General features: G+C 40.9%; 22 protein-coding genes, 1 pseudogene and 1 riboswitch. Of the genes and pseudogenes, 13 read left to right on the forward strand and 10 right to left on the reverse strand.

Going from position 1 to position 26,427, the window contains the following annotated elements:
• Window positions 1–70: 70 nt before the first annotated feature.
• The 6 genes and pseudogenes from Q7674_RS17195 to moaA all read right to left on the reverse strand — a co-directional run bounded on the left by Q7674_RS17195 (window position 71) and on the right by moaA (window position 5,104).
• Window positions 71–1,702, reverse strand: a complete 1,632-nt coding sequence (locus Q7674_RS17195) for an ABC transporter substrate-binding protein (RefSeq protein WP_045062746.1) — start codon at window positions 1,700–1,702, stop codon at window positions 71–73.
• 451 nt (window positions 1,703–2,153) lie between these two features.
• Window positions 2,154–2,318: a hypothetical protein gene (locus Q7674_RS17200; RefSeq protein WP_167335095.1), complete on the reverse strand. Its 165-nt coding sequence runs from the start codon at window positions 2,316–2,318 to the stop codon at window positions 2,154–2,156.
• A gap of 536 nt (window positions 2,319–2,854) precedes the next feature.
• Window positions 2,855–3,301: a molybdopterin synthase catalytic subunit MoaE gene (gene moaE, locus Q7674_RS17205; RefSeq protein ID WP_008987541.1), complete on the reverse strand. Its 447-nt coding sequence runs from the start codon at window positions 3,299–3,301 to the stop codon at window positions 2,855–2,857.
• Window positions 3,302–3,304: 3 nt separating this feature from the next.
• The gene (gene moaD, locus Q7674_RS17210; protein WP_008987542.1) at window positions 3,305–3,550 is read right to left on the reverse strand and encodes a molybdopterin synthase sulfur carrier subunit; all 246 of its coding nucleotides are present in this window, start codon (window positions 3,548–3,550) and stop codon (window positions 3,305–3,307) included.
• Window positions 3,547–4,026 carry a cyclic pyranopterin monophosphate synthase MoaC gene (gene moaC / locus Q7674_RS17215; protein ID WP_008987543.1) on the reverse strand — a complete coding sequence of 160 codons (480 nt, stop codon included), beginning with the start codon at window positions 4,024–4,026 and terminating at the stop codon, window positions 3,547–3,549. The genes moaD and moaC overlap by 4 nt, the downstream gene beginning before the upstream one ends.
• 89 nt (window positions 4,027–4,115) lie before the next feature.
• Window positions 4,116–5,104 (reverse strand): annotated as a pseudogene (gene moaA, locus Q7674_RS17220) (GTP 3',8-cyclase MoaA).
• Window positions 5,093–5,262: riboswitch (molybdenum cofactor riboswitch) on the reverse strand. It overlaps the preceding pseudogene by 12 nt.
• A gap of 197 nt (window positions 5,263–5,459) precedes the next feature.
• Between moaA and Q7674_RS17225 the strand changes: the two are divergent.
• The 3 genes from Q7674_RS17225 (at window position 5,460) to yvcK (ending at window position 7,469) form a co-directional block, all read left to right on the forward strand.
• On the forward strand, window positions 5,460–5,675 hold the full coding sequence (locus Q7674_RS17225; protein WP_223295614.1) for a hypothetical protein: 216 nt from the start codon (window positions 5,460–5,462) through the stop codon (window positions 5,673–5,675).
• 216 nt (window positions 5,676–5,891) lie between these two features.
• Complete coding sequence (locus tag Q7674_RS17230; RefSeq protein WP_023931655.1) at window positions 5,892–6,467, forward strand: LON peptidase substrate-binding domain-containing protein; 576 nt, start codon at window positions 5,892–5,894, stop codon at window positions 6,465–6,467.
• Between the two features lie 105 nt (window positions 6,468–6,572).
• Entirely contained in the window at window positions 6,573–7,469 is an 897-nt protein-coding gene (gene yvcK / locus Q7674_RS17235) for a uridine diphosphate-N-acetylglucosamine-binding protein YvcK (RefSeq protein WP_008987547.1), read from the forward strand.
• Here yvcK and Q7674_RS17240 read toward each other — a convergent pair.
• From Q7674_RS17240 to pepE, 4 genes are all read right to left on the reverse strand, one after another.
• Window positions 7,431–7,790: an Hpt domain-containing protein gene (locus Q7674_RS17240; RefSeq protein ID WP_008987548.1), complete on the reverse strand. Its 360-nt coding sequence runs from the start codon at window positions 7,788–7,790 to the stop codon at window positions 7,431–7,433. The genes yvcK and Q7674_RS17240 overlap by 39 nt on opposite strands.
• Window positions 7,791–9,245, reverse strand: a complete 1,455-nt coding sequence (gene luxO, locus Q7674_RS17245) for a quorum-sensing sigma-54 dependent transcriptional regulator LuxO (RefSeq protein WP_042116998.1) — start codon at window positions 9,243–9,245, stop codon at window positions 7,791–7,793.
• Between the two features lie 398 nt (window positions 9,246–9,643).
• On the reverse strand, window positions 9,644–11,671 hold the full coding sequence (gene uvrB / locus Q7674_RS17250; protein WP_045062742.1) for an excinuclease ABC subunit UvrB: 2,028 nt from the start codon (window positions 11,669–11,671) through the stop codon (window positions 9,644–9,646).
• 1,170 nt (window positions 11,672–12,841) lie between these two features.
• Window positions 12,842–13,579, reverse strand: coding sequence for a dipeptidase PepE (gene pepE, locus Q7674_RS17255; RefSeq protein WP_045062741.1), 738 nt, complete (start codon window positions 13,577–13,579; stop codon window positions 12,842–12,844).
• Window positions 13,580–13,983: 404 nt separating this feature from the next.
• Here pepE and rsxA point away from each other — a divergent pair, with 404 nt between their 5' ends.
• The 10 genes from rsxA (at window position 13,984) to Q7674_RS17305 (ending at window position 26,420) form a co-directional block, all read left to right on the forward strand.
• Window positions 13,984–14,565 (forward strand): electron transport complex subunit RsxA, encoded by a 582-nt coding sequence (gene rsxA / locus Q7674_RS17260; RefSeq protein WP_008987552.1) that lies wholly within the window; start codon window positions 13,984–13,986, stop codon window positions 14,563–14,565.
• Window positions 14,565–15,149 carry an electron transport complex subunit RsxB gene (rsxB, locus tag Q7674_RS17265; RefSeq protein ID WP_305422939.1) on the forward strand — a complete coding sequence of 195 codons (585 nt, stop codon included), beginning with the start codon at window positions 14,565–14,567 and terminating at the stop codon, window positions 15,147–15,149. The genes rsxA and rsxB overlap by 1 nt, the downstream gene beginning before the upstream one ends.
• Before the next feature lie 2 nt (window positions 15,150–15,151).
• On the forward strand, window positions 15,152–17,833 hold the full coding sequence (gene rsxC / locus Q7674_RS17270; protein ID WP_305422940.1) for an electron transport complex subunit RsxC: 2,682 nt from the start codon (window positions 15,152–15,154) through the stop codon (window positions 17,831–17,833).
• A 2-nt stretch (window positions 17,834–17,835) separates the two neighbouring features.
• Window positions 17,836–18,882 carry an electron transport complex subunit RsxD gene (gene rsxD, locus Q7674_RS17275; protein ID WP_008987555.1) on the forward strand — a complete coding sequence of 349 codons (1,047 nt, stop codon included), beginning with the start codon at window positions 17,836–17,838 and terminating at the stop codon, window positions 18,880–18,882.
• A gap of 14 nt (window positions 18,883–18,896) precedes the next feature.
• Window positions 18,897–19,529, forward strand: coding sequence for an electron transport complex subunit RsxG (rsxG, locus tag Q7674_RS17280; RefSeq protein WP_023931644.1), 633 nt, complete (start codon window positions 18,897–18,899; stop codon window positions 19,527–19,529).
• 1 nt (window position 19,530) lies between these two features.
• Window positions 19,531–20,229, forward strand: coding sequence for an electron transport complex subunit E (locus tag Q7674_RS17285; RefSeq protein ID WP_008987557.1), 699 nt, complete (start codon window positions 19,531–19,533; stop codon window positions 20,227–20,229).
• A 151-nt stretch (window positions 20,230–20,380) separates the two neighbouring features.
• Complete coding sequence (gene nth / locus Q7674_RS17290; protein WP_045062737.1) at window positions 20,381–21,034, forward strand: endonuclease III; 654 nt, start codon at window positions 20,381–20,383, stop codon at window positions 21,032–21,034.
• 106 nt (window positions 21,035–21,140) lie between these two features.
• Window positions 21,141–22,466, forward strand: coding sequence for a site-specific integrase (locus tag Q7674_RS17295; protein ID WP_045062736.1), 1,326 nt, complete (start codon window positions 21,141–21,143; stop codon window positions 22,464–22,466).
• A complete protein-coding gene (locus tag Q7674_RS17300; RefSeq protein WP_305422941.1) occupies window positions 22,456–24,102 on the forward strand; it encodes a hypothetical protein in 1,647 nt (548 codons plus the stop codon). The genes Q7674_RS17295 and Q7674_RS17300 overlap by 11 nt, the downstream gene beginning before the upstream one ends.
• Window positions 24,099–26,420 carry a hypothetical protein gene (locus tag Q7674_RS17305; protein ID WP_045062734.1) on the forward strand — a complete coding sequence of 774 codons (2,322 nt, stop codon included), beginning with the start codon at window positions 24,099–24,101 and terminating at the stop codon, window positions 26,418–26,420. Before Q7674_RS17300 ends, Q7674_RS17305 begins: the two co-directional genes overlap by 4 nt.
• Window positions 26,421–26,427: the final 7 nt, after the last annotated feature.

Consider the following 26,427-nt stretch of genomic DNA (forward strand, 5'->3'; position numbering starts at 1 on the left):
AATTGCTGTGAGTGCAAAAAGCAGCCTTCTATCCCGAAGGCTGCGTATTATTATTTTTATTTAATGCGAATTACTTCGCGATGAAGTACATATCTTTCGAGTAGATATTATCTTCTGGGTTTTCCATTGGGTAACCACCCAACTGCGGGTTCACTAAACGTGCATTCACGTAGTGGTAGATAGGCATGATAGGCATATCTTCTGCCAGCTTCGCTTCTGCATCTTTATAATCTGCTGCACGTTCTGCATCAGTTTTCGCTAGTACCGCATCATCAATCGCTTTGTCGTACGCTGCGCTTGAGTATTTAGGGTAGTTTTGTGAGTGATCGCTACGCATGATTGCTAAGAATGTCGATGCTTCGTTGTAGTCACCACACCAACCAGCGCGCGAGATATCAAAGTTACCCTGACGTTTTGCATCTAGGTAGCTCTTCCACTCTTGGTTTTCAAGTACTGCTGTTACACCCAAGCCTTTTTTCCACATTGAAGAAATCGCCACAGCAATCTTCTTGTGGTTTTCAGATGTGTTGTATAGCAGGTTAAATTTAAGTGGATTGTTTTGATCGTAACCCGCCGCTTTCAACAACTCTTTTGCTTTTGCTAAACGTTGTTTCTGATCAAGCTTCGAGTACTCAGGCATTTCAACATCCAAACCGTTCGTTGCAAGCGGTGTGAAGTTGTAAGCTGGCGTCTCGCCTTTACCTACAATGAATTTCGCCAATACGTCACGATCAATAGCGTATGATAGTGCTTTACGCACGTTTGCATCATCAAACGGCTTACGTGTCATATTGAATTCGTAGTAGTACGAACACAGGTAAGGGGTTACTTTTACATCTTGTGGGTATTCTTTTTGTAGACGTTTGAAGTGCTCATTTGGCATCTCATAAGTCATATCAAGCTCACCCGCTAAGAAGCGGTTCATTGCAGCCACTTGGTTTTCAATAGGTAGGAAAGTGACTTGGTTAATAACGGTATTTTTGTTGTCCCAGTAATTTTCATTACGCGCTAGAACAATACGCTCGTTCACAACCCAAGTATCTAATTTGTAAGCACCGTTAGAAACGTAGTTACCCACTTTTGTCCACTCATCACCAAACTTCTCAACCACTTTCTGGTTAACAGGTTTCATTGAAGTGTGAACAAGCATTGAAGCAAAGTAAGAAACTGGCTTATCTAGCGTTACTTTCAGCGTTTTACTGTCGACTGCTTCAACACCGAGTGTTTCTGGTGCTTTTTTACCGGCGATAATGTCTTCAGCATTCGCCATTGTGGTCATTTGAATGTATGACGCATATGGCGATGCCGTTTTTGGATCAGCCAAACGACGCCAAGTGTAAACAAAATCTTCAGCTGTTACAGGATCGCCATTTGACCATTTCGCATCATCACGAATATGGAATGTCCATGTTTTATAATCTTCGGTTTCCCAAGACTTCGCTGCACCAGGAACTAGGTTACCTTTGCTATCTTGGTTCACTAACCCTTCAAGCAAATCACGAATAACGTTTGATTCTGGAACACCAGAGACTTTTTGCGGATCAAGAGATTCAGGCTCAGTACCATTACCACGCACTAACTCTTGTTTATCAGCCAGTTTTGTATCTGCAGGAACCTGCGCCGCAAAAGAAGAGAAAGAAGTGGCGGCAACAGCAAAACCCAGACTCATCATGAGTGCTTGGGTGATTTTATTCTTATACATGCATTACTCCAATACATCTGATTATTACGTCCATGACGTTCTTCGTTTGGTCATAAGGATGACTGCACTGGCTGTTTTTTATCCTAAAAGCAACCAATCAAACCGAAGAATTATTCAAAACGTTATCAGAATATAAATAAATTTACCATATTTTAACATTTAAAAGTGACTTTATGCTGATAAAACAGGTAGGAGTAAGTTATAAACACTAACAACAAGATACGTGCCAAATTTTAATCTTAGTAAAATCTATATTTACAGAAAATAACACTACAAATAACCAACACAGCACTAATTAGCTAGATATTTTATTCACACAAGATCACATAAACAGTTCAAAAAACCACCCACCTAAAACCAAATAACAACATTTTATTTACATTTTTATTTCATTAATAAAAAAAGCACCGACTTAGTCGATGCTTTGTTGCGATGGTGTGAACTGCGTTTGCTACTTATTTTCGCTATCTAATTTAATAATTTGCTTATCTTCGTTAACTGATTGCTCTCTTTGTTCGAGCAATAGTTGTGAATCATCGTCTTCTGGCTTATCGGTCATACCGATGTCTGCCATAATTTGCTTCATCTTCTTATTCGAAACGCGTCTGTGTTTCATTGAACCCTCCGCTGTCAAACTCTGTGCCAGTAGACCTCAATTACCACTTATTCTGCTTAGCCTATACCAGCAACGTTTTTAATTACTAACCGCAATTAAAATATGGCACACAACTAACGACTTTGCCTCTTTAATCACGGATAAATCTGGTTTTTACCGCGTTCTAAATAACCAAAAACGATTAACAATTTTTTTATAGATATTCTCATTATAACGACAGATTTATCCTATCTGTAACATATCAACCAGATAAAAAAGAGGCTAAACTATATACAATAAAGTGATTATGCTTTATTTAGTGATTTATAAAGAACAACTTTACACAGCATTTGAAGAGTATCTATATGAGACCAGTAGGTTTTACTACCCCACGCAGCCCATCACGTTTCCGTCATAACTATGTTCCGTCAATAATGACATCACGCGATAAGAACAAGAAAAACGAACAAACCAAATAACAAAATATCCTTTATCTCTGCTGTTTAATTGATACAAAAAAGGAGCCATTAGGCTCCTTTTTTGATATTCAATTTCTACTATTTTGACCAACGATCAGCAGCAGAAGTATCTGTTTCACGGGCATCTACCCAGCGACTTTGCTCTGGCGTTTGTTCTTTCTTCCAGAACGGCGCACGTGTTTTTAAGTAATCCATAATGAATTCACACGCTTCAAAAGCAGCACCACGGTGAGCACTGGTTACGCCAACAAAAACAATCTGATCGCCTAACGCTAAATCGCCAACACGGTGGATCACTCGGGTTTTGAGTAACGGCCAACGTTGGTTTGCTTGATCAACAATTTCCTGCAATGACTTTTCCGTCATACCAGGATAATGCTCTAACGATAATCCTGTTACCGCATCACCTTGGTTAAAATCACGTACTTTACCAATGAAAGTAACCACCGCGCCTGCTTCAGTACCTTCAGAAAGTTTTGCGTATTCATCCGCAACGGAGAAATCGTCAAACTGAACAGAGATCATAGATCAGCCTCCAGTCACTGGTGGGAAGAATGCCACTTCATCACCATCAGTCAATGGCGTATCTAACGAACAAATCGTTTGATTAACAGCAACTAATAACTTGCCAGACTCTAATGCTAACTGCCACTTATCGCCACGAGTTGCTAACTCACTACGCAGTGCATCTGCAGTTGCAAAAACAGCGTCAACTTCAAGACTATCAGTACCAACAAGCTCTTTCACTTGTGCAAAAAAGAGAACTTTGATCATGCTTCTACCTTAAAGTGACCTGATTTACCGCCTGTTTTTTCTAACAGACGAACTTGGCTAATTACCATGTCTTTTTGTACCGCTTTACACATATCGTAAATAGTCAAAGCAGCAACAGAAGCCGCTGTTAGCGCTTCCATTTCAACACCAGTTTTACCCGCAAGCTTACAGCAAGACTCAATGCGTACTTTGTTTTCCGCAGGGATCGCTTCTAACTGTACTTCAACTTTTGACAGCAGTAACGGGTGACACAGTGGGATCAAATCCCATGTTTTTTTCGCCGCTTGAATACCCGCAATGCGTGCTGTCGCGAACACGTCACCTTTATGGTGTTGACCAGAAACAATAAGATCTAATGTTTCTGGTGCCATGTGAACAAATGCTTCAGCACGTGCTTCACGAACGGTTTCTGCTTTAGCTGACACGTCCACCATATTGGCTTCGCCAGATGCATTAATATGTGTAAATTGATTCATTATGTAATCGTTCCTCAACGAAGCGATAAACACAGCACGGCAGTAACATGACTTACCATGCTGACTAAAATAGGGAAAAGAAAGAGGTGTTAACCACCAATAGAAGCTAAATTCGGTGTCATACCTGTTTTACCTTCATCCAAGAAGTGACTCACTGCTTTTTCATTGAGCCCTGCTTGAATACGTGCGATCAACTCATTTTTTTGATCATCACGAGCAAGTAAATCACGCAAATTAACACCTTGCTCACCAAATAAACAAAGGTGTAGCTTACCTTTAGCTGAAACACGTAAACGGTTACAACTTTGGCAGAAATTCTTTTCGTAAGGCATGATCAAGCCAATTTCGCCCATATAATCGGGGTGGCAGAAAACTTGTGCTGGGCCATCGTTGCTACCTTTTACTTTCAGTAACCAACCATTGGCGATCAAATGATTACGAATGCTCACACCTGACTGGTGGTGATTTTGGAATAAACTATCCATTTCGCCCGTTTGCATTAATTCAATAAAACGCATTTGAATCGGACGAGTTTTAATCCATTCAAGGAATTTAGGTAGTTCTTGGGAATTAAGATCTTTGAGGAGTACCGTGTTGATTTTTACCTGCTCAAAACCTGCATCAAACGCCGCATCAATCCCTTCCATCACTTGATGGAACATGTTTTCACCAGTGATCTGGTAGAACATTTTAGGATCTAAGCTATCAACACTCACATTAATATTGGTTAAGCCAGCTTCGCGCCACTCATGGACATGCTTAGCCATACGATAACCATTGGTTGTCGTAGCAACTTTGTTGATCCCAGGAATATCAGCAACCGTCTTAATAATATCTGTAAAATCACGGCGTAAGCTTGGCTCACCACCGGTAATACGGATCTTATTAGTGCCACATTCAGCGAACGCTGACGCGACCCGATAGATCTCATCCAAGCTCAAAAAAGAAGGTTCTTCTTCTCTGTGGGATGATAGCCATCAGGCAGGCAATAGGTACATTTGAAGTTACAGACGTCTGTAACAGAAAGTCGCAAGTAGTAAAACTTACGATGGAAACTATCTTCTAATTGTTTCGCCACGGAACACCTTTCCAAATACGGGAGGCCAATTCATTTCTAAACCAACCCTGGTGACAAATCGTCACTGGCATTAATCACCTATCAACTTTTGAACGTATATATAATCGTCCAATACCACTTAGCAACTTAGTGATAAATGCTCGGAGTTATGGCAGTTATGCAAAGCAAATCAATCCTTGAGAGAATATTACACAACAGCATTTGTTAATAATAAATTATCGGACATTTTCCGTATTTCACAAATTACAGAAAAAATCCGACTGTATTCTACCTTTCGAGCCGGATCACGACAATACTAGTTAATAATTTAACCGCTAATTTACCAATAAAAGTGAGGGTTATTATGGCAAATATTATGGAATCAGCTTCAATCGAAGATATTGCACTCTATCTGCAGCGTGAAGATGGCATTGATGCAGCTTCAGCACAAACTGCTGCTCAACAGGTCGTTAATGGTTTTATCGATATGCGTAACAAAGGGATCATTAAAGGTTGGTATTTCGATGAATTAGGTCACTTAGAGTTACTGCCAACGGATATTGCATTATCAATCATTGAGCGTCAGAAATAAGGAATACCATTGCGTTTTTCAAATCATGATTTGCAAATTGCTACTAACTACAATGCGACAGAGTACAATTTGCATTCATCCGCTTAAAACATATCTAATTTTGCTCTTATCTCACTGTTTTAAAGAAAAACATTTTAAAGGTATAAAATGTTAGTCGGCACCAGAATTGCATTGTATGTAAAACTAGACATTGCAAATCTAATGATGGAGTTCATTATGGCCGAGATGCTTCCTTTGCTTTTCCAAAAACGTCATGTACTTCCTTCTGGTCGAATGCAAATCTATATTTCAACTGTAGATCAAGTACCTACACTAAAGACTGCGCTGACTTCAAAAAGCGGTTTAGGTATTTGTATGTACAGCGATAAGAAAGAAGCACAACACCTTTTTCATATTGGTACCCGCGTCACTATTGATGATTTTGATCAAGATCCCAATACTCGATTGCTAAAGCTTACTGTGTCGGGACAGGACAATTTCAAAATTCAATCCATAGAGCAAACAACAGACGGTGTGTTCTGGGGAAAAACGACGCCTTTACCTCGCTGGAAAGCGATCACGATTAATAATGAACAACGTCTGTTAGCAACACGTCTGAAAAAGATGTTCGAGAAGTTCCCAGATCTCGATGAATTATATAAGCGCAAAGACTTCGATAATTTAAGTTGGTTATGTCAGCGTTGGTTAGAAATATTGCCTCTACCTGCCGTTGATAAACAAAAATTATTAAATAAGCCAACCTGTTTAAATACATACGATTATTTGATGAGTATGATCAAAACCAGTCACTAAAAGCATTTATGTGATATTACGTATAATTTACACAGCAACAAATGCAACAACAGACATTCTTTGATAATCTGACTGCTCATCAAAAATATAATAAAAGCCAACTTTATGCTTAAAGCAGATAAATCTGATAAGAAAATTGTTGCTATTGGAGGAGGACACGGACTTGGTCGTATCCTCTCTTCTCTTTCCAATTACGGTTCACAAGTAACGGGAATTGTAACGACAACTGATAACGGTGGATCAACAGGGCGTATTCGAGCGTGCCAAGGCGGTATCGCTTGGGGAGATATGCGTAACTGTATTAACCAGTTAATTACAGAACCCTCTGTCGGCTCAATGATCTTCGAATACCGTTTTAAAGGTAATGGAGAGTTAGATGGTCATAACCTCGGTAATTTAATGCTAACGGCGTTAGATAACCTGTGCATTCGACCACTAGAAGCAATCAACTTGATCCGCGATATGCTTAATGTAGAGACTCAGATCATACCCATGTCTGAGCATCCTTCTGATCTTGCTGCTTTTACTCATAACGGTGAAATCATTAGCGGTGAAACGAGCGTTGATGAGTTACAAGAGATCCCTAAACGTTTATTTTTAGAACCAGCAGTTCCGGCAACCAAAGAAGCCATTGAAGCGATCAATGATGCCGACCTAATCTTATTAGGGCCTGGTAGTTTCTTAACCAGTGTGATGCCCGTTTTACTATTACGTGATTTGGGATTAGCGCTGAAGAATTGTAATGCGCAAATTGCCTTTATCACTAACCTTGATAAAGAGCATGGACCTGCAGGTAAAATGTCACTTGAAACCATGTTGCACTGGTGTGAGCGTGCAATGAATGGACGCAAAATTGATACTATTATAACAGATAAACCTCAACCTGAATTAGCGCAGAGGTTTAACCTACAAATCGAAGATCTTGCGTCCAATAATCATGAATGGCGACATGATCGAGATAAATTAAAGCATGCGATTGATAAGCTCATTGCTTCCCGCTAATTGCTTATACTCAACAACCATACCTTCGACCATTTGTCTAAATTCAGACAAATGGTCAATCATCCAATCATCTTGACCTTGCTTAACACGATACTCACATTCTTGTGCCATTAACGCTAAATCATCAGCACCAAAACTGGCAGCACTACTTTTGATTGCGTGGCTGATCTCACCAATCTGATCAACAGAAGGATGGTTAGATAACTGTTTTGAGTATTGCTCTAGCTCATCGCTAAACACGTTCAGTAATAAAGATACGGTATCTTCACCGACTTCATCTGCAAGGCGCTTTATCGTTTCAGAATTTATCGTTGTTGCCATTTAATCCATCTCCCTACCACTGGCGTTGTTTTCTTGCCAAGACTGTAATTTGCGATAAATCGTTGACGGGCTAACTTCTAATAAACCCGCAGCTCTTGGAATATTGCCATCACAAGCGTCAATTGCCCACTGTATCGCTCTTTTTTCCACTACCCAGAGCGGCTCTATTTTATTTTTCTGATGATCATGTGAATAGATGGATGCATCAGCAACGCTTTTTTCGCGTTCTTTATCAGGAATTGCTCTAGAATGAGATGCAAGTTCTACGCCGTTAATTGCATTGATTGGCGGAGGTACCATTTCAAGTTTCACTTCATCGCCAGTGTTTAAAACCACAATATTGCGTATTACATTTTGTAGTTCACGGACATTACCCGGCCAAGAATAAGACTCAAATAGTCGTAGAACAGGCTCAGAGAAACGACTAAAACTTTTCCCCTCTTCTAACGACATTAATCCCAATAACGCGTGAGCAATTTCGATAATATCTCCACCACGTTCTCTTAATGGTGGCAGTGAGATAGGAATGACATGAAGACGATAGTATAAATCTTCACGAAAACGCCCTTCTTGTACTTCTTCCCAAGGGTTACGATTCGTTGCACAAACAAAACGGACATCAACGTTACTTACTTTTGATGAACCTACTTTTTGATAAGTACCTGTTTGGATGAATCGCAGTAGCTTACTTTGCAGATCAAGATCCATTTCACACAGTTCATCGAGCATCAAGGTACCATTGTGTGCCATCTCAACCGCACCTTGTCGTTCAGTCGATGCACCGGTAAATGCCCCTTTAACATGACCGAATAACTCACTTTCAATCAGATCTTTAGGTATTGCCGCACAGTTAAGTGCGATAAAAGGCTTATCGTGACGAGGGCTCGCAGCATGGATCGCTTCTGCACAGACTTCTTTACCTGTACCACTTTCCCCCGTAATAAAGACTGTCGCCTTACTTGATGCAGCGGATTCAATAACACGGTAAACCGCCTGCATGGGTAAACTGTTACCAATAAAACCTTGATATTGAGCGCCTTCAGATTGTTTAGACTGGTTACTCGCGTGAGATTTATTTTCTGCTTTAAGGACTTTATTTACAGTGATACGCAGCCGATCGGCTTCACAAGGTTTAATTAAGAAATCCTGCGCGCCATATCGAATCGCTTCCACGGCTATATCGATTGAACCGTGGGCGGTCATGATCACAACAGGAATATTACCGTGATCTTTTCTTACTCGCTCAAGTACCTCCATGCCGGTCATATCAGGTAAACGCAGATCTAATAAAATTAAATCCGGAATAATATCTTGAATAAAGCTCAGTGCTTCTTTACCTGTACCCACGATGCTTACATTAAGCCCAAGGGGATTTAAGTAAGATTTGTACAAGGCAGCAACTGACGCTGTATCTTCAACCATTAAGACTTGGCGTTGCTGTGCTCTGCTTTCCATTGCTCCTCCCAAAATAAGCCCCTTAAACTAATTGTAATCAATAGAAAAAATTATGGGGGATAGATTTCTCTTTTTTCTATAATCGCATATTGAATTGCAAATTGATTCGCATTTTGCGAAAAATAGTCTTTTATTGTGCAGTAGCGCAAACAAAAAAATGCTACTCAAATACAGTAAAAATAAGGAATTAGAAAAAAAATGAAAGAAATTAAAGTTGGCACGCTATCTGCTTTATATGACATGACTCTAAAATTTAGAGTCAACCTAGCCAACTGACGTTGTTTGTGGATTTTTTCACTAAAACAATGACGCCAACCGAAACTCATTTCTCGGTTGGCTTTTTTTTTGCCAAAATTCTCACTCTAGGCAGCAAAGTGAGAATCAACAAAGAAAGGAAGTTAGCTATTTGCGATAAATTGCTCTCTTAACTTTTGGATCTTATCTCGAGTTTCAGCGGCTTGTTCAAATTCAAGATTCTGTGCAAAATCATACATTTGCTTTTCTAACGCTTGAATTTGTGACTCTAACTGCTGAGGTGTCAATGTTGAATAAGTGCCTTTCGTTTCAGCGACTTTATGAAGATCTGCCGCTCTATTGCGTGATTTAGCGCGAGGGTTAGTACCGCCCAACTCCAGAATATCACCGATTTTCTTGTTCAGTTTTTGAGGTGTAATACCGTGTTTAAGGTTATATTCCGTTTGTTTCTCACGACGACGCTGAGTTTCATTGATTGCACGCTCCATTGAACCCGTAATGCGATCCCCATAGAGAATTGCTTTACCTTCAATATTTCGAGCGGCACGACCAATAGTCTGGATCAAAGAGCGTTCAGAACGTAAGAAACCTTCTTTATCAGCATCTAAAATCGCTACTAACGAGACTTCTGGCATATCTAAGCCTTCTCGTAACAAGTTAATGCCCACTAACACGTCAAACTCACCTAAACGCAAATCACGTATGATCTCAACCCGTTCAACTGTATCGATATCAGAGTGCAGATAACGAACTTTCACACCATGTTCTGTAAGATATTCCGTTAAATCCTCAGCCATACGTTTGGTTAAAGTTGTCACTAACACACGTTCATTTTTTGCCTCTCTAATATGAATTTCAGAGAGCAAATCATCAACCTGGGTTGCTACAGGACGTACTTCAATTTCAGGATCAAGCAAACCTGTAGGACGGACAACCTGCTCTGCAATATCATTACTCGATTTCTCAAGCTCATAATTACCAGGCGTTGCTGAAACGTAAATAGTTTGAGGTGCTAAAGACTCAAACTCTTCAAATTTCATAGGTCGGTTATCGAGCGCTGATGGCAAACGAAAGCCATATTCCACTAAATTTTCTTTACGTGAACGGTCACCACGGTACATAGCACCGATTTGTGAAACAGTAACGTGGGATTCATCAATGATCAGTAAACCATCAGCAGGTAAGTAATCAAATAAAGTTGGTGGCGGCTCACCCTCAGCTCGACCACTGAGATAACGTGAATAGTTTTCGATACCAGAACAGAAGCCCAGCTCGTTCATCATCTCAATATCAAACTGAGTTCGCTGGCTAATACGCTGCTCTTCGACCAATTTATTATTAGAAATAAACTGCTCTTTACGAACAATAAGCTCTTTTTTGATCCCTTCTATTGCCTCTAGAATTTTTTCACGAGGTGTCACGTAGTGGGTTTTAGGATAAATGGTTGTTCTAGGTAGATCTCGTTGGATCACACTGCCTGTTAACGGATCAAAAGAAGATATACATTCCACCTCATCATCAAAAAGCTCTAAACGAATCGCTTCTTTTTCAGATTCTGCGGGGAAAATATCAATCACTTCACCACGAACACGGAATGTACCCCGCTCAAACGCCACATCATTACGTGTGTATTGCAACTCAGCCAAGCGACGCAGAATATCTCGCTGATCTAAAAAATCACCACGACGAACATGCAGCATCATTTTAAGGTAAGAATCAGGATCACCTAAACCATAGATAGCTGATACTGAGGCAATAATAATAACGTCACGACGCTCCATTAGTGCTTTAGTCGCAGACAGTCGCATTTGCTCAATATGCGCATTCACCGAAGCATCTTTTTCGATAAAGGTATCAGTAGTAGGTACGTACGCTTCAGGTTGGTAGTAATCGTAATAAGATACGAAATACTCAACCGCATTATTAGGAAAGAATTCTTTCATCTCACCATACAATTGCGCAGCCAAGGTTTTATTTGGAGCAAGGATTAATGTTGGCCGATTAGCTTGAGCGATAACATTAGCCACAGTGAATGTTTTACCCGAGCCCGTAACCCCAAGTAATGTTTGATGTGCAAGCCCTGAATCAAGTCCATCTACCAGCTGTTCAATCGCTGTCGGTTGATCACCGGAGGGAGAATATTCAGAAGCGAGAGAAAAAAGGTCGCTCATAATTCATATCCAACAATAAATAACTGTTTACATTGTGGATAGACGCTTTGTAATGTCAACAACAGAAGTGATAGTTAAAGAAGCTAAATGACAGATAAAAAAATAGCTTCAATATTAGTTTAACCACATAGCGAGTTTGAACACCAAACATCACTCACTATATAGAGACCACAACTATTAACACATTAGGTTAATAGCCCCCTTTGGGTCTTAACTAACTAATATTGAAGCGAAAACAATATTACATTGTTACTAGCTAACTTGAACTTTACGCATGACGTTAAGCTAAATTTGACGTGTAGAGCATTAAGTCCCCTTATCTTAATGAATAAGTTTAAAGACCTGACTCGAATCCAGGAACTTAATGTTGGCTGCATGATAATGCGAAGAATTGAGGAGGTAAAAGTCACCACGTGAATATAAATAAGAGATAAATACACCAGAGTTATATATCATTCTGAAATTCAGAATTTCACGAATAAAAACACTGTATAAATAACGATAGTACGATGATAAATAAGACAATTAATACTATTACTTCACTATGACTAAATTCACCTATTAGCTAGATGTTAAAAAAAATCAGACTTTTTTTATCTCTTTTTATGAAATTATTATCCAAAGAACGAAATTCTTATGAAAATCTGCCTGAGATCAATTGACCGATAAAGTTGATCAACGTATTATGCATCTCCTCCTTGAAACATATAGATTTCATTTTTTTAACCCAATAAAAACATGCAATCGTAAATATTTACATCCACAGCTTATCCCATTCTCGCTTAAAAATTAAACACAGCCTCGTTTTGGTAGCATTTTATACCTTTCTATAATCAACAAACTCTATTGATATTATTTAACTCAATAATAGTTGTTGAAATTAGTGCACTTTTATTCGGTATTTTATGAATCCATTGAATCTTGATTCATACCCCAATGTCATTAGATAGTGAGTTTATAAGGTAAAATCAACACACTTATCCACAGTTTTTGTGGATAACTAGCCTAACATCACGTGTTTACTAGGATTGTAAAAATCAAGAATTATTTTATATGAGCGATAGTGCTTATATGAATGATTTGTGATTAAACGTAGTTTCGTTTCTAGATCCTCGCTAACAAAAAAGCCAGCATGATGCTGACTTTTCAAAAATAGCGCTAACTTAGTAATTAACAGCTGATTTCCATCATAAACTGGATATCTTGCTCTGCTTCAAAATAGACAGGCTCTTCACCATAACGGAATAGTTTTAATGGCTTACCATTCGCTGTGTGGTAGCTCAATTGCCCATCAAGAAGCTGTAGCCATGTGCCTTCTGGAATTCCCATAACAGGTTCATGCTGGTTTACTTCAAGGAACTCTTGAATACGCTCATCACGGGTTTCTCCCATATGACCTTCAACCGATGCTTCTAAATAGTGTGGATTAATTTGGAACGGCACAAAGTTCAATGAGGTCAATACCGCACTGGTTACAATCGGCATGTCATTCGTAGTTCGAATTGTTGGACATGCGATGTTAGTACCAGCACTCCAACCAATATAAGGAACGCCTTTTGCCAATACCGCTTTGCGTAATGGTCCAACTAAACCTAAATCATGTAATTTCTTATTTAACACCCAAGTGTTACCGCCACTTACAATAATACCTTCAGCTTGTTCAATGGCTTTTACAGGATCAGCAGCTTGATGGATACCCGTCGCAACACAATCAAGACCTAAACGATCAAACGTTGCTTGTATCATGGCAACACGATCATCATGACTAGAGCGAATGACTGCATATGGAATAACAAGAAAATGCTTTGCGCCTGTACGCTTTACTTGTTCAACAATTACATCGCCTGCAAATTCCATAACATGAGTGTTACCAGCGATTTTGCCATTACTCAGCAATAAAATATCCATCATCTACATCCTATTTTATTCGGTTAGGCCTACATCAAAATGATGCTCAGCAGTGCCCAGATATAAAACGAGGTTTAGGCTTCGTTTACAAGCTAATCAATCACATTTTCCGAAATCTTAACTCTACCCATAAACAATCAACTCAATAACTTATAAAAACACACCGTATAAAAACAACATCAATACAAGATCGAAACACACCAAGATCAAACAGGTAACAGTAAAATGGGTAACATCTGAACAAAAACGTGATATTAAGATAATAAATATAATTAAAACTTATATTTCACCTGCGAAGTTTACGAAAAAAGCAATTATCGCTAAAACCCTACACTACAGGAGTTGTTATAACGGCGACAAAATCAGATAATGTCGGGATCTCTTGCAACAATAATGAAGCCAGTATGACTGAATACCTCCTACTACTCATCGGTACAGTGTTAGTTAACAACTTTGTACTGGTTAAATTTTTAGGCTTATGTCCTTTTATGGGCGTATCTAAAAAGTTAGAAACTGCTATCGGAATGGGCTTAGCGACAACCTTTGTGTTAACGCTTGCTTCTGTGTGTGCCTACCTTGTTGAAACTTACATCTTGGATCCGCTTGGGATTCAGTACTTACGCACACTTAGCTTTATTTTAGTTATTGCCGTTGTGGTGCAATTCACTGAAATGGTCGTACATAAAACAAGCCCAACGCTTTATCGTTTATTAGGTATTTTCCTACCACTGATCACCACAAACTGTGCGGTGCTTGGTGTTGCCTTACTCAATATCAATGAACGCCATAACTTCATCGAATCTGTGATTTACGGCTTTGGTGCAGCAGTGGGTTTCTCGCTTGTGCTTGTTTTATTTGCCTCTATGCGTGAACGCATTGCTGCTGCAGACGTGCCAGAACCATTTAAAGGTGCATCAATTGCAATGATCACCGCAGGCTTAATGTCGCTTGCATTTATGGGCTTTACTGGATTGGTGAAATTGTAATGAGCGGGATCCTTATCGCAGTCATTGCCGTTGCTGTTCTTGCTGCCATCTTCGGTATTATTTTAGGTTTTGCTTCCGTTAAGTTTAAAGTGGAAGCCGATCCTATCGTTGAGCAAATCGATGCCATCCTGCCACAAACGCAATGTGACCAATGTGGATACCCTGGTTGTCGTCCTTATGCTGAAGCGATAGCCAATGGTGATGTGATCAACAAGTGCCCTCCGGGTGGTCAAGTTACAATTGAAAAGCTAGCTGACTTAATGGGGGTTGATGTTCCAGATTCTGCTCCCGATGCAGAGAAAAGCGTAAAGAAAGTCGCCTTCATTCACGAAGACATGTGTATTGGTTGTACTAAATGTATTCAAGCATGTCCTGTCGATGCAATTGTCGGTGGCACTAAATCCATGCACACCGTTATCAAAGATGAATGTACAGGTTGTGATCTTTGCGTCTCTCCCTGCCCTACTGACTGTATAGAGATGATCCCAGTAGAAGAGACTCCTGATAACTGGAAATGGCAACTTAACCGCATTCCTGTCGTTAATGTCAGTGCAACACCGAACACAGAAAAGGTAGAGTCGTAGTCATGCTATCTATCATTGAACAAATTAAACAAGGTAAATTGTGGGATTTCCACGGTGGTATCCACCCAGCCGAAAATAAAGATTTATCCAATAAATCACCTATCGTTAATGCTGGCATCCCACAAGAACTTGTTTTACCGCTAAAACAACATATCGGTTCAAAAGGCGACATTATCGTTGCAGTTGGTGACAACGTACAAAAAGGTCAACCTTTAACACAAGGCGATATTGCCATGTGTGTTCCTGTACACGCACCAACATCAGGCACGATCACTGCGATTGAACAGCGTACTACTGCTCACCCATCAGGTTTAAGCGACTTATGTATTGTGATCGCCCCAGATCAACAAGATACATGGTGCGATAAAACCACATACGCAGACTATGAAGATCGCGATCCTGCCGAATTAATTGATGCAATTCGCTTAAATGGTATTGCAGGCCTTGGTGGTGCAGGCTTTCCTACTGCTCGTAAACTTCAAGGTGGTTTAGGTAACGTCGATATTTTAATTATCAACGCCGCTGAGTGTGAGCCTTACATCACTGCCGATGATCGCTTAATGCGCGATTACGCAGAAGAAGTGATTGAAGGTGTGCGTATTCTTCGCCATATCATTTCACCGAAATTAACTATCATCGGCATTGAAGACAACAAACCGGAAGCGATTCAAGCACTAGAACAACACGTAAAAGAAGACGACAACATTCTGATCCGTGTTGTACCAACCAAATACCCATCCGGTAGCTCTAAGCAACTTGTAAAAATCTTAACCGGTCGTGAAGTACCAAGTCAGTCTCGCTCAACCTCGGTTGGCGTGATCATGCAAAACGTCGGTACTGCATTCGCTATCAAGCGCGCAATCATTGATGGTGAGCCTCTTATTGAGCGTGTAGTAACACTTACTGGTGAAGCATTCAAAGAGCGTGGTAACGTTTTTGCCATGCTTGGGACACCAATTGCTTATCTATTGGATAAATTCGGTTACAAAGCCGATAAAAAACATCCTCGTGTGATTATTGGTGGCTCATTAATGGGATTTACCCTGCCCCATTCCAATGTGCCTATCACCAAAATGACCAACTGTATTCTTGCACCGAAACGCAAAGAATTGCCTCTTCATACCTATGAGATGGCATGTATTCGCTGTTCGGCTTGTGCTGATGTTTGCCCATCATCATTACTACCACAACAACTTCAGTGGTACGCCAAAGATCAGAACTACGAAAAGTGCGAAGAATACAACCTGCAAGACTGCATTGAATGTGGTGCTTGTGCTTATGTCTGCCCAAGTGAAATTCCACTAGTGCAATACTATCGTCAGGCAAAAGCCGAAATTTGGGCTCGTAGCCAAGATGAAATCAATGCCGAACGTGCTCGTCAACGCTTTGAAGCTAAACAAGCACGTATGGATCGTGATAAAGCAGAACGTGAAAACCGCTTCAAAAAAGCCGCTGAAACTCGCCGTGAAGAAATGGCGAAAACGGGTGGTGATGATGCCGTTGCAGCTGCGATTGCACGTGTAAAAGCAAAACAAGCCGCAGCTCAAAGCGAAAAACCTGAAGTGAAACCAGCCGTTGCTGCAGCGATTGCCGCAGCTAAAGCCAAACAAGCCGCTTCTGCACAAGGTGCAACATCAGAAACTCTGCCAGATAACAGTGAAATGGCGAAATTACGAGAAGAACGTAAACGCCAAGCTCGTGAGCGCAAGGCTGAGAAAGAAGCCAGTGAATCCACAGCTTCCGCTTCAAGCAATGACAGCAAAAAAGATGCTGTCGCTGCGGCTATTGCCCGAGCTAAAGCGAAAAAGGCACAACAAGCTAGTGAGCAAAAAGTGCCTGTTGCTGACTCGGTTGTTGAAAATGCAGAGGTTGATCCCAAGAAAGCCGCGATTGCTGCAGCTGTCGCCCGTGCGAAAGCTAAAAAAGAAGCGCAACAAGCCCAATCAGAGTCAAATTCTGGCACTTCTGTGGAAACTTCAGAAGCAGACCCAAAGAAAGCCGCTGTCGCTGCTGCTGTAGCTCGTGCTAAAGCAAGAAAAGCAGCACAACAAGCTCAAGCGCAATCAGAAGTAACACCTGAACCTGCTGCTGAAACTGAAGCAGTCGATCCGAAGAAAGCCGCTGTCGCCGCTGCTGTTGCTCGTGCTAAAGCTAAAAAAGCAGCACAACAAGCTCAAGCGCAATCAGAAACGACATCTGAACCTGCCGCTGAAACTGAAGCTATCGATCCGAAAAAAGCCGCTGTCGCTGCTGCCGTTGCACGTGCTAAAGCTAGAAAAGCGGCACAACAGGCCGAAGCACAATCAAAATCAACATCTGAGCCTGCCGCTGAAACTGAAGAAGTCGATCCGAAGAAAGCCGCTGTCGCTGCTGCCGTTGCACGTGCTAAAGCAAGAAAAGCGGCACAACAGGCCGAAGCGCAATCAGAAACGACACCTGAACCAGTTGCTGAAACTGAAGCAGTCGATCCGAAAAAAGCCGCTGTCGCTGCAGCCGTTGCTCGTGCTAAAGCAAGAAAAGCGGCACAACAAGCTGAAAAACAATCAGTAACACCTGAACCTACCGCTGAAACAGAAGCAGTCGATCCGAAGAAAGCCGCTGTCGCTGCTGTCGTTGCACGTGCAAAGGCCAGAAAAGCTGCACAACAGGCCGCTAAAGAACAACAAAACATTGAGGAAGATTAATCGTGGCGTTTAACATTGCCAGTTCACCCCATGACCATAACCGCCGTAGCACCAGCGCTATTATGCGCACCGTTATTTTATGCTCAGTTTTTGGCGTTATTGCTCAATGCTACTTCTTTGGTTTCGGTACTCTGATCCAGATCTTGCTAGCATCCATTTCAGCAATCATTTTTGAAGCACTTGTTTTAAAGCTGCGTAAACGTCCAATTGCGCCTTACTTGCGTGATAACACTGCGCTGCTAACTGGTGTTTTAATTGGTTTGTCTATTCCACCACTAGCCCCTTGGTGGCTAACTGTTATTGGTGTGTTCTTTGCGATCGTTATTGCAAAACATCTTTATGGCGGTATCGGTCAAAACCTCTTTAACCCAGCAATGATTGCTTACGTTGTACTGCTGATTTCATTCCCAGTACAAATGACAACATGGTTACCACCAGCCTCATTGAGCGCACAACCTGTGCATTTAATGGATAGCATTTCTGCTATTTTTACTGGCTTTACCCAAGATGGTTTTAGTGTACCTCAACTAAAAATGTCAGTTGATGGTTACACCATGGCGACCCCATTAGACACTTTAAAAACGTCCTTACATACTGGCTTTACCACTGCTGAGACGATGGCAAAACCTGTTTATGGTGCGATTGCGGGTATTGGTTGGGAATGGGTAAACATGGGCTTTTTGCTGGGTGGCTTAATTCTATTAAAGCTACGTGTAATTCAGTGGCATATCCCAGTTGCAATGCTAACGTCATTGTTTGTGATCAGCAGCCTTGTTTACATTGTGCATCCTGATACAACAGGTTCACCACTGTTCCACCTCTTCTCAGGTGCAACTATGTTAGGTGCTTTCTTCATTGCTACCGATCCTGTAACGGCATCGACAACAGTCAAAGGGCGTCTTATTTTTGGTGCCTTTATCGGTGTCATGATTTACTTGATCCGTACTTGGGGTGGCTTCCCTGATGGTGTGGCATTTGCCGTTTTACTGGGTAACTTATGCGTACCATTAATTGATTACTACACTCGTCCTCGTACCTACGGGCACTAATTAAGAGAGCAGCCATGTTTAATGCAATGAAAAAAAACGGTGCTATTCTCGCAATCTTCGCGTGTTTAGCGACAGCACTAGTAGCCCTAACCAACTACTTAACTGAAGATCGTATTGCAGAGCAGCAACGACTTCAGCTATTAGATACGCTAAATCAAGTGATCCCGGCGACAAGCCACGATAACTTGCTTTATAAAAGCTGTACTATGGTCAAAGATCATAAGCGTCTAGGTACTACCGATGAGATGCCTGCATATATTGCACGCAAAGACGGTAAACCTGTTGGTATTGCGATTGAAGGTATCGCACCTGATGGCTATAGCGGTGCAATTAAAATTATCGTTGGTCTTAATATGAAGGGCGTGATCACTGGTGTTCGTGTATTACAACAAAACGAAACACCGGGATTAGGTGATAAAATTGAAACCACGGTCAGTAACTGGATTTACAGCTTTAATGGTAAGCATGTAAACGGCGATAACGATCCTGCCTTTAAAGTGCGTAAAGATGGCGGTGAGTTTGATCAATTTACTGGTGCTACGATTACCCCACGTGCTGTGGTTAAAGCAGTGAAAAATATTTCGTTATACTGGGATCAAAACCAGAATAAAATCATCAACCAACCACTAAATTGTGCAGGTGAGTGATATGACAACCAATAAAGAATTGATGACAAATGGCCTGTGGTCAAACAACCCAGCAGTTGTTCAGCTGCTTGGTCTTTGTCCTTTACTCGCCGTTTCATCAACAGTGACCAATGCCCTCGGTCTAGGTTTAGCAACCACCTTGGTGCTGATGGGCTCGAACCTCATTGTGTCTTTAATTCGTCATTGGGTACCGTCTGAAATCCGTATTCCGGTATTTGTGATGATCATTGCCTCACTCGTAACCTGCGTGCAGTTGTTGATGAATGCGTTTACCTTTGGTCTGTATAAATCATTAGGTATCTTTATCGCTCTGATCGTGACGAACTGTATCATCATTGGTCGTGCTGAAGCCTTTGCCTCTAAAAATGAACCATTACCAGCAGTACTCGATGGTTTATGGATGGGCTTAGGCATGACATCAGCGCTATTCATTCTTGGCGCAATGCGTGAATTATTAAGTAAAGGTACATTGTTTGACGGTGCTGACCGCCTATTAGGTAGTTGGGCATCGGTACTACGAATTCAGGTGTTCCACTTTGATTCTGGGTTCCTGCTTGCAATGTTACCGCCGGGTGCCTTCATTGGTGTCGGTTTGATGATTGCAGCCAAGAATGTGATTGATAAACGCCGCCAACAGAAACAGCCAAAAGAAGAATCAAAACCAACGGTTGAACGTGCTCGCGTCACTTCCGTAGACTAAATAAAAAACCCAATAAGTGTGGTGCTTATTGGGTTTCTTTTTAATCCATATCGCGACAAAATAATGGAAAAGTAAAACGCTTAATTGCACAACAGGCGCTCACCCTGTTACTCCCTACTAATATTGCAATAAGCCTTATTTGGAATAAAAAATGAATAATCAAAAACGCGTCCAAATTCTTGAACGTTTACGCGCAGAAAACCCGCATCCAGAAACCGAGCTTAACTGGAGCACCCCTTTTGAATTACTGATTGCGGTATTACTTTCAGCACAAGCGACCGATGTTAGTGTGAACAAAGCGACCGACAAACTCTACCCTGTCGCTAATACACCTCAAGCAATTTACGACTTAGGTGTTGATGGCGTAAAAGAATACATAAAAACAATTGGCCTATTTAATTCAAAAGCAGAAAACGTGATTAAAACGTGCCGTATTTTATTAGATAAGCATCACGGCGAAATCCCTGAAAACCGTGAAGCGCTTGAAGCGCTGCCTGGTGTTGGACGTAAAACCGCTAACGTTGTACTAAATACTGCATTTGGCTGGCCTACAATTGCCGTCGATACCCATATTTTCCGTGTTTGTAACCGTACAAAATTTGCAATGGGTAAGAATGTTGATCAGGTAGAAGAAAAGCTACTTAAAGTGGTTCCAAAGGAATTTAAAGTCGATGTTCACCACTGGTTGATCTTACATGGCCGTTATACCTGCATTGCCCGTAAACCTCGTTGCGGAAGCTGTATCATTGAAGGCCTTTGTGAGTACTCTCCACCAAAAGAAAGTGTAAAGAAAAAGAAGAAATAAATACACTTAAATCCTTGATGGCTCTTTAATGAGCCATTTTTTTACTTTACAAAATCACCAAGTGTAACTATATTAGATTAATATGTAACCAACTTGTGATTTTGTAATGAATGAATTAAGTGAAAATGTTGCAGTAAAAATTTATAAAGATGCCGATGGGTACAGCTTTCCCCTCATTGTAAGATCTGGTGTTTTTCCCGCTTGCTTGTACCTTAATGCTTATCTTAACGGAAACCATAACTCCCCACTTTCGGCAAGAAAGAATAAAGCAAGCGCTCAAACTCCAGCTTTTCATACACTAAAAAAATACGCCTATGAGCTGAAATTTTTATACTGTTATTTTATCGAGCAAGGTATCGATCTTGTTGAGCGTGTCAGCTCTGGTGAATTTCTTTCAAGGCAAGAGGTCGATGATTTTGTTAGATCGTGCAAGCTTTACGCTAATGAAGGCACTATTGATGAAAGTAATATCGTAGCAATTTCTGACAAGCGCATAAGAGATGCCATCCATGCGACTTCACATAGCCAACCACAAGTTTCCGCACACACATTACGTCAGCGCTTAATTCGACTAAGGGCTTATATCGAATACTTGTTCGTTTGCCACCACTATGATCAAGAGCCAACTAATACTCAAGCCAGAGTGGACGACCAATTCAATAAGTTTAAGTTATACATCAACACGTTTATTGGCGGCACACGTAAAAATAACACCATCGTTAAAGATGCATTTGAGTCAGTAATACCTTCAGATAAGTTCTTTTATTTGCTTGAAATCATCAAAGAGAGTTCACCTGAGAACCCATTTAAATCCAGCAAATTAAGAAACCAACTCATCATGCAAATCCTAATTAACACAGGGGTTCGTGTTGGTGCGGTTTTAAAGCTAAAAGTCAGTGACTTGATTGACGATTGGGATAACCCTCGCTTCCTATTGACCAGAACTCCCAATGATCCGACTGATCCAAGGTTAGAACGCCCATCAAATAAAACCAAAGCGCTATCGGTTTCTATTTCCTCAGAGTTAATGAAGCTTATCAAGCTCTACATACAAACTGTACGAGCAGAAAATACAACCGCCCGTGAACATGACTTTGTGTTTATCTCAGAAAAAGGGACAACATCAGGGCAACCGCTCACGTATAAATCCATTCACAAAATCGTAGATAAATTTGGTGAGGCATTAGGTATCAAGCTCCACCCTCACAAGCTTCGTCATAAATGGAATGAAGTTTTTGAAGATAAGGCGAGAGAGCATGGGTTAACGCCTGAAAAAATTGAAGATTTACGCAAATATGCAATGGGCTGGGTTGAAGACTCGAAAATGGCATCCGTCTATAACGAATATCAACTGGCGGTCACTGTGGCTGATATTTCCGCTAGAACCCAATCTAAAGCTGTTCCGAGGTTAGGAGGTGGTCATGAGTCATAGCCATATCACAACATTAAAAAAGGAGTACGATGGGCAGCGCATATTCAATGCAAGAGAAGATGGTTACTCTTTTGATGTGCTTTCAGATACGTGGGAGCTTGGTTATAAATCCTATTTATATCTAAATTGGATGAATGAACTAAATACTAATACTTATCTGGATTTAAGGTTAGCAATGGCTCATGCAGCAAAGCATTGCACTTCTAACTCTCTAAAAGGCCACGTTAGCACCCTCAAATCCATTGTAAAATATCTCGACATTTACGATTTTCAGGCGTGGTGGCTCACACTAGATACTTACAAGAAAAGAGTCAGAGATGGCTTATACGCCCTATGCCACCCAAGAAATGGTTATACTTGTCATACTCTCCAACCGTTATATGACACAGTTAAAGATGAAAATTTAAAGCGCCAAGGTGTAATTAATGGCATTCTTGACCCAAAAACGGGTGCTTACAGTGAAGTTGAGCACGACAATATTCTTGAAAGCTTAAGAACTGGAACACAGCAAGTATTAGAGGTTGAAATACTATCGCAACAAAAGTTTACCGCACTACGGAATGTCATAGCCAGTCAGTTACTTCTCGCCCTGATAAGACGGCCAACCCAACTTGTGCAACTTAAATGGTGTGATGTTTTACCTGTAGGGGAAACCTTTTTATCTCATAAAGAACCGAACCTTAACTGGAAACCCGTTACTCAACACTTGTTCTCAGATGTGGAGCAATTGCACGTTCGCACCTTTAAAGGAAAGGATGGACAATTTCGAGGTGATGCGGAATCACGCTCACACCGCCTAGAGTCAGACTTTTCTCGATTGCTTTTGCGTTACTATCAGGTTTATGAACACTACCTTTTACATTCGCTGTCTATACAACACATTACATTAGGTGAAGATGAAACCAAAGAACTCATGAGTCGCCTACCTGTATTGCCTGACAAAAGCTTATTTAGCTCTAATTTCGAATCTAAAACCGAACTGTTTATCTCCAATAGCGATACCTCAAAAGCCTATCATATGGCTTCGGACGCCCTTGGAAATAATATACGTTATTTATTCGGAAACAAACTCAAGCCAAACAGCGATAGATGTCCAAACGATTCTTTGCGACTTGGTAACAATCGCTGGCGACACACTATTCTCACCCAAGGTGCAAAATATGGGTTAAGCCCTGCCCACCTTGCTGCTATAACAGGCGTCACCATTGAAGCGATTACCCCCTATCTTGATTTGAAAACCTCAGAGCGAGTTAAAGTTGATGAGGCGTATGCTGGGAACCATATCGTCAAGCGATTTGATAGCCTGTCGGTAAAAGAGTTACAAGCGCACGATGATTTCAAAGTAAAAAGCAGGTTTGATGAAGAAATTAGCTATAAACTCAATCCTGCTAACTGCTCCAGTTGTCAGTCAAAAGGCGGTGCGCCTATGGCCTGTTATCCCTGCGACAACTTTAGACCTCTAGAAACGGCAAACCATCAACAATATCTTGATAAAGCGGAAAGAAAACTGGTGATAAATAGTCAATCAGCACACCCTGCGACAGTGAAACGCCTCAAGAAAATCATTCTTTACATCAAGGCGACCATAGCCATTTGTGAAGAGAGAAAAACGGCTAAGCTTGGAGATGAAAAATGAAGACACTCAACCGTTACATAACCAATCAACACGCTTATATCGCCGAAAAGAAAAAACAGCCATTACTTGGTTTTACCGCGCCATCAGGAAAGCAAGCAACGTGGGAGGACATTGCTGTTACCTTTACCAGCAACAAAGGCATCTCTATTAACCTCCTTTTCAATAACAATAATCAACCCCACGCCAACATTAACTCAACGTTGTCCGATAAAGACAGGCTCGATGAACATACGCACCATCTACTCTTTGCCTTTGCTCTTGATGTGCTGAAAGAAAATATTTCTAAGAATATGAAGAGAGATAAAGTCACTGCGGCAAAAAAACTTCTTATTGCTCTTAATGAAAATATCGCTTCTTCCAGTCTGGATGAGATTCAAAACACCATCAATGAAATGAAGTATATCAAGCATCTTTCTGGATTTTTTGAGTGGCTAAATGCCCATAAGATGCTTCCTGTCAGTCAATTCCCGAACCTAACGAGAGGGTATAAAGCGACAAGAGCCAAAAGCGGTGATGACGCTATCGAGGCTGAAAACAGTAAACTGCCTGATGAAAAGGCGTTATTGGCACTCGGGGCGATCTTTTATGATGCAATCCCGCCTTATCAAGACATCAAGAATAAAGAGAACACTAATTCTTGGGCTGCTCTCATCCATCCAACAACGAGTCAACTCGATAGTTATGTTTGCACCATGTCAGCACTTGCGATGTCGTCCCCCAATCGAGCGGCAGCAGAGCAAGTGTTACTAACCAAGCAACGCGTTAAAGCCCATAATGAAGTAGTCAATAACAACATTAATACTGTCTACTACCTTAATTGGCGTGGGTCAAAAGGATATAAAGACTATCAGAATCATATCAATGCTGAAATGGCCGAAAGCCTAGACCGAGCATTACACTACACTGCTCTTGTAACTGAGCCTGCGAGAGTATTAGCAAGGTTTTATCAAAACCCAAACCTAAGTTTAAAAAAGGTGTTAGGTGAGTTTAAGCCAAGTGCCAAAAACCTAGATGCACTCAAACCCAACGACAGTAAACCGACCAACCTGATCCAGCTTGGTTTTTTATTGGGCTTTTATGATGACAGCGACGGCTATGTCCGTGTTACGTGCGATACCAAGGGTGCGATTGATACCACAAAAAATAAAGCCTTCCCTTTATTTATCAAACACATCACCAAGCTGTTGCCATTCGATAAACTAGAAATTAAAGCCCGATGTCCTTATGCATCCTTACTTGTTGGCGCTACTGTCATAATAAAAAGCCAATTAAGTAAATATTTCAATGGTCAAACAGAAATGACGGTTGAGGAATTTCAAAACCATTACATTACAACTAATCAACAAGCCATGTCAGGGTACAATAACGCTAAGACCAAGCGTGTCGATTATGAGCAAGCTTTATTTACCTATACAGAAAAACAAGTAAACACTCGGCAATCCTCTCACTTCCTGTTAGTTCCCATCGAATCTTTAGGTGCTTTTTTTGATAAAAACATCAAAAAAGGCAAAAACGGTTACACAACCATCTTTGAGCGGCATGGTTTCTCAACAGGTTTCGCAATCACCCCTCACCAATTTAGGCATTGGCAAAATAACTACCTAGCAAATAAGGGGGTGCCCCACTTACTCATAACGATGCTGTCTGGCCGTAAAAACCCTGAGCAAACACTCGACTATATCCACACGACTAATGCCCAAAATGCCTCAGTGATCAGTGATATTCTATATGAAAAAGAAACCGAGGAAGAAGTACAAGATAAGGTTGGCAAACGCCTACAGAGTAAAGCTCAATACGATGATGCCACCGATAACTTAAGCCCAACTTTTGTCAGTGAGGTCGGCTTTTGCACCCAAGATTTAACGTTAACCCCTTGCACTTACATGACGGAATTTGAAACACAATGCACACTCTGTTCATCCTCATGCCATATTGCGCATGATAAAGATGCGATTGAACTGCTAAATAAGGATTTAACAATCCAGAAACACAACCTAAAGCAAGTTCAGGAGGCCATTAACTTTGCAACCAGTGAAGGAATGCAGCAATGGTATGAAACCCACTACCAAAATACTTGTATGCTCAAGAGTCTTATTGAAGTGCTATCAGATGACTCCATCAAAGAAGGGGCTATTGTTCGTTTTTTGACTCGTTCAAATGTCATGCGAATTACAGATTTAGAAACCAAGACAGTAACAGAACATAAGCTATCGCTACCTGATGCGAAAGAAGCTCTTCAAGCGGCTCTTGCTGCAACAACCCAAACAAATAACGACTCAGCTAAAGATAACTTTTTAGGCTTTTTGGGATCAGTATAGGGAAATA

Source organism: Photobacterium leiognathi (genome assembly GCF_030685535.1).
Taxonomy (GTDB): Bacteria; Pseudomonadota; Gammaproteobacteria; order Enterobacterales; family Vibrionaceae; genus Photobacterium; species Photobacterium leiognathi.

Coding starts and splice junctions, on each gene's coding strand:
- Q7674_RS17195 (WP_045062746.1), bottom strand. CDS start 1,702: ATGTATAAGAATAAAATCACCCAAGCACTCATGATGAGTCTGGGTTTT.
- Q7674_RS17200 (WP_167335095.1), bottom strand. CDS start 2,318: ATGAAACACAGACGCGTTTCGAATAAGAAGATGAAGCAAATTATGGCA.
- moaE (WP_008987541.1), bottom strand. CDS start 3,301: ATGATCTCTGTTCAGTTTGACGATTTCTCCGTTGCGGATGAATACGCA.
- moaD (WP_008987542.1), bottom strand. CDS start 3,550: ATGATCAAAGTTCTCTTTTTTGCACAAGTGAAAGAGCTTGTTGGTACT.
- moaC (WP_008987543.1), bottom strand. CDS start 4,026: ATGAATCAATTTACACATATTAATGCATCTGGCGAAGCCAATATGGTG.
- Q7674_RS17225 (WP_223295614.1), top strand. CDS start 5,460: ATGGAATCAGCTTCAATCGAAGATATTGCACTCTATCTGCAGCGTGAA.
- Q7674_RS17230 (WP_023931655.1), top strand. CDS start 5,892: ATGGCCGAGATGCTTCCTTTGCTTTTCCAAAAACGTCATGTACTTCCT.
- yvcK (WP_008987547.1), top strand. CDS start 6,573: ATGCTTAAAGCAGATAAATCTGATAAGAAAATTGTTGCTATTGGAGGA.
- Q7674_RS17240 (WP_008987548.1), bottom strand. CDS start 7,790: ATGGCAACAACGATAAATTCTGAAACGATAAAGCGCCTTGCAGATGAA.
- luxO (WP_042116998.1), bottom strand. CDS start 9,245: ATGGAAAGCAGAGCACAGCAACGCCAAGTCTTAATGGTTGAAGATACA.
- uvrB (WP_045062742.1), bottom strand. CDS start 11,671: ATGAGCGACCTTTTTTCTCTCGCTTCTGAATATTCTCCCTCCGGTGAT.
- pepE (WP_045062741.1), bottom strand. CDS start 13,579: ATGGATATTTTATTGCTGAGTAATGGCAAAATCGCTGGTAACACTCAT.
- rsxA (WP_008987552.1), top strand. CDS start 13,984: ATGACTGAATACCTCCTACTACTCATCGGTACAGTGTTAGTTAACAAC.
- rsxB (WP_305422939.1), top strand. CDS start 14,565: ATGAGCGGGATCCTTATCGCAGTCATTGCCGTTGCTGTTCTTGCTGCC.
- rsxC (WP_305422940.1), top strand. CDS start 15,152: ATGCTATCTATCATTGAACAAATTAAACAAGGTAAATTGTGGGATTTC.
- rsxG (WP_023931644.1), top strand. CDS start 18,897: ATGTTTAATGCAATGAAAAAAAACGGTGCTATTCTCGCAATCTTCGCG.
- Q7674_RS17285 (WP_008987557.1), top strand. CDS start 19,531: ATGACAACCAATAAAGAATTGATGACAAATGGCCTGTGGTCAAACAAC.
- nth (WP_045062737.1), top strand. CDS start 20,381: ATGAATAATCAAAAACGCGTCCAAATTCTTGAACGTTTACGCGCAGAA.
- Q7674_RS17295 (WP_045062736.1), top strand. CDS start 21,141: ATGAATGAATTAAGTGAAAATGTTGCAGTAAAAATTTATAAAGATGCC.
- Q7674_RS17300 (WP_305422941.1), top strand. CDS start 22,456: ATGAGTCATAGCCATATCACAACATTAAAAAAGGAGTACGATGGGCAG.
- Q7674_RS17305 (WP_045062734.1), top strand. CDS start 24,099: ATGAAGACACTCAACCGTTACATAACCAATCAACACGCTTATATCGCC.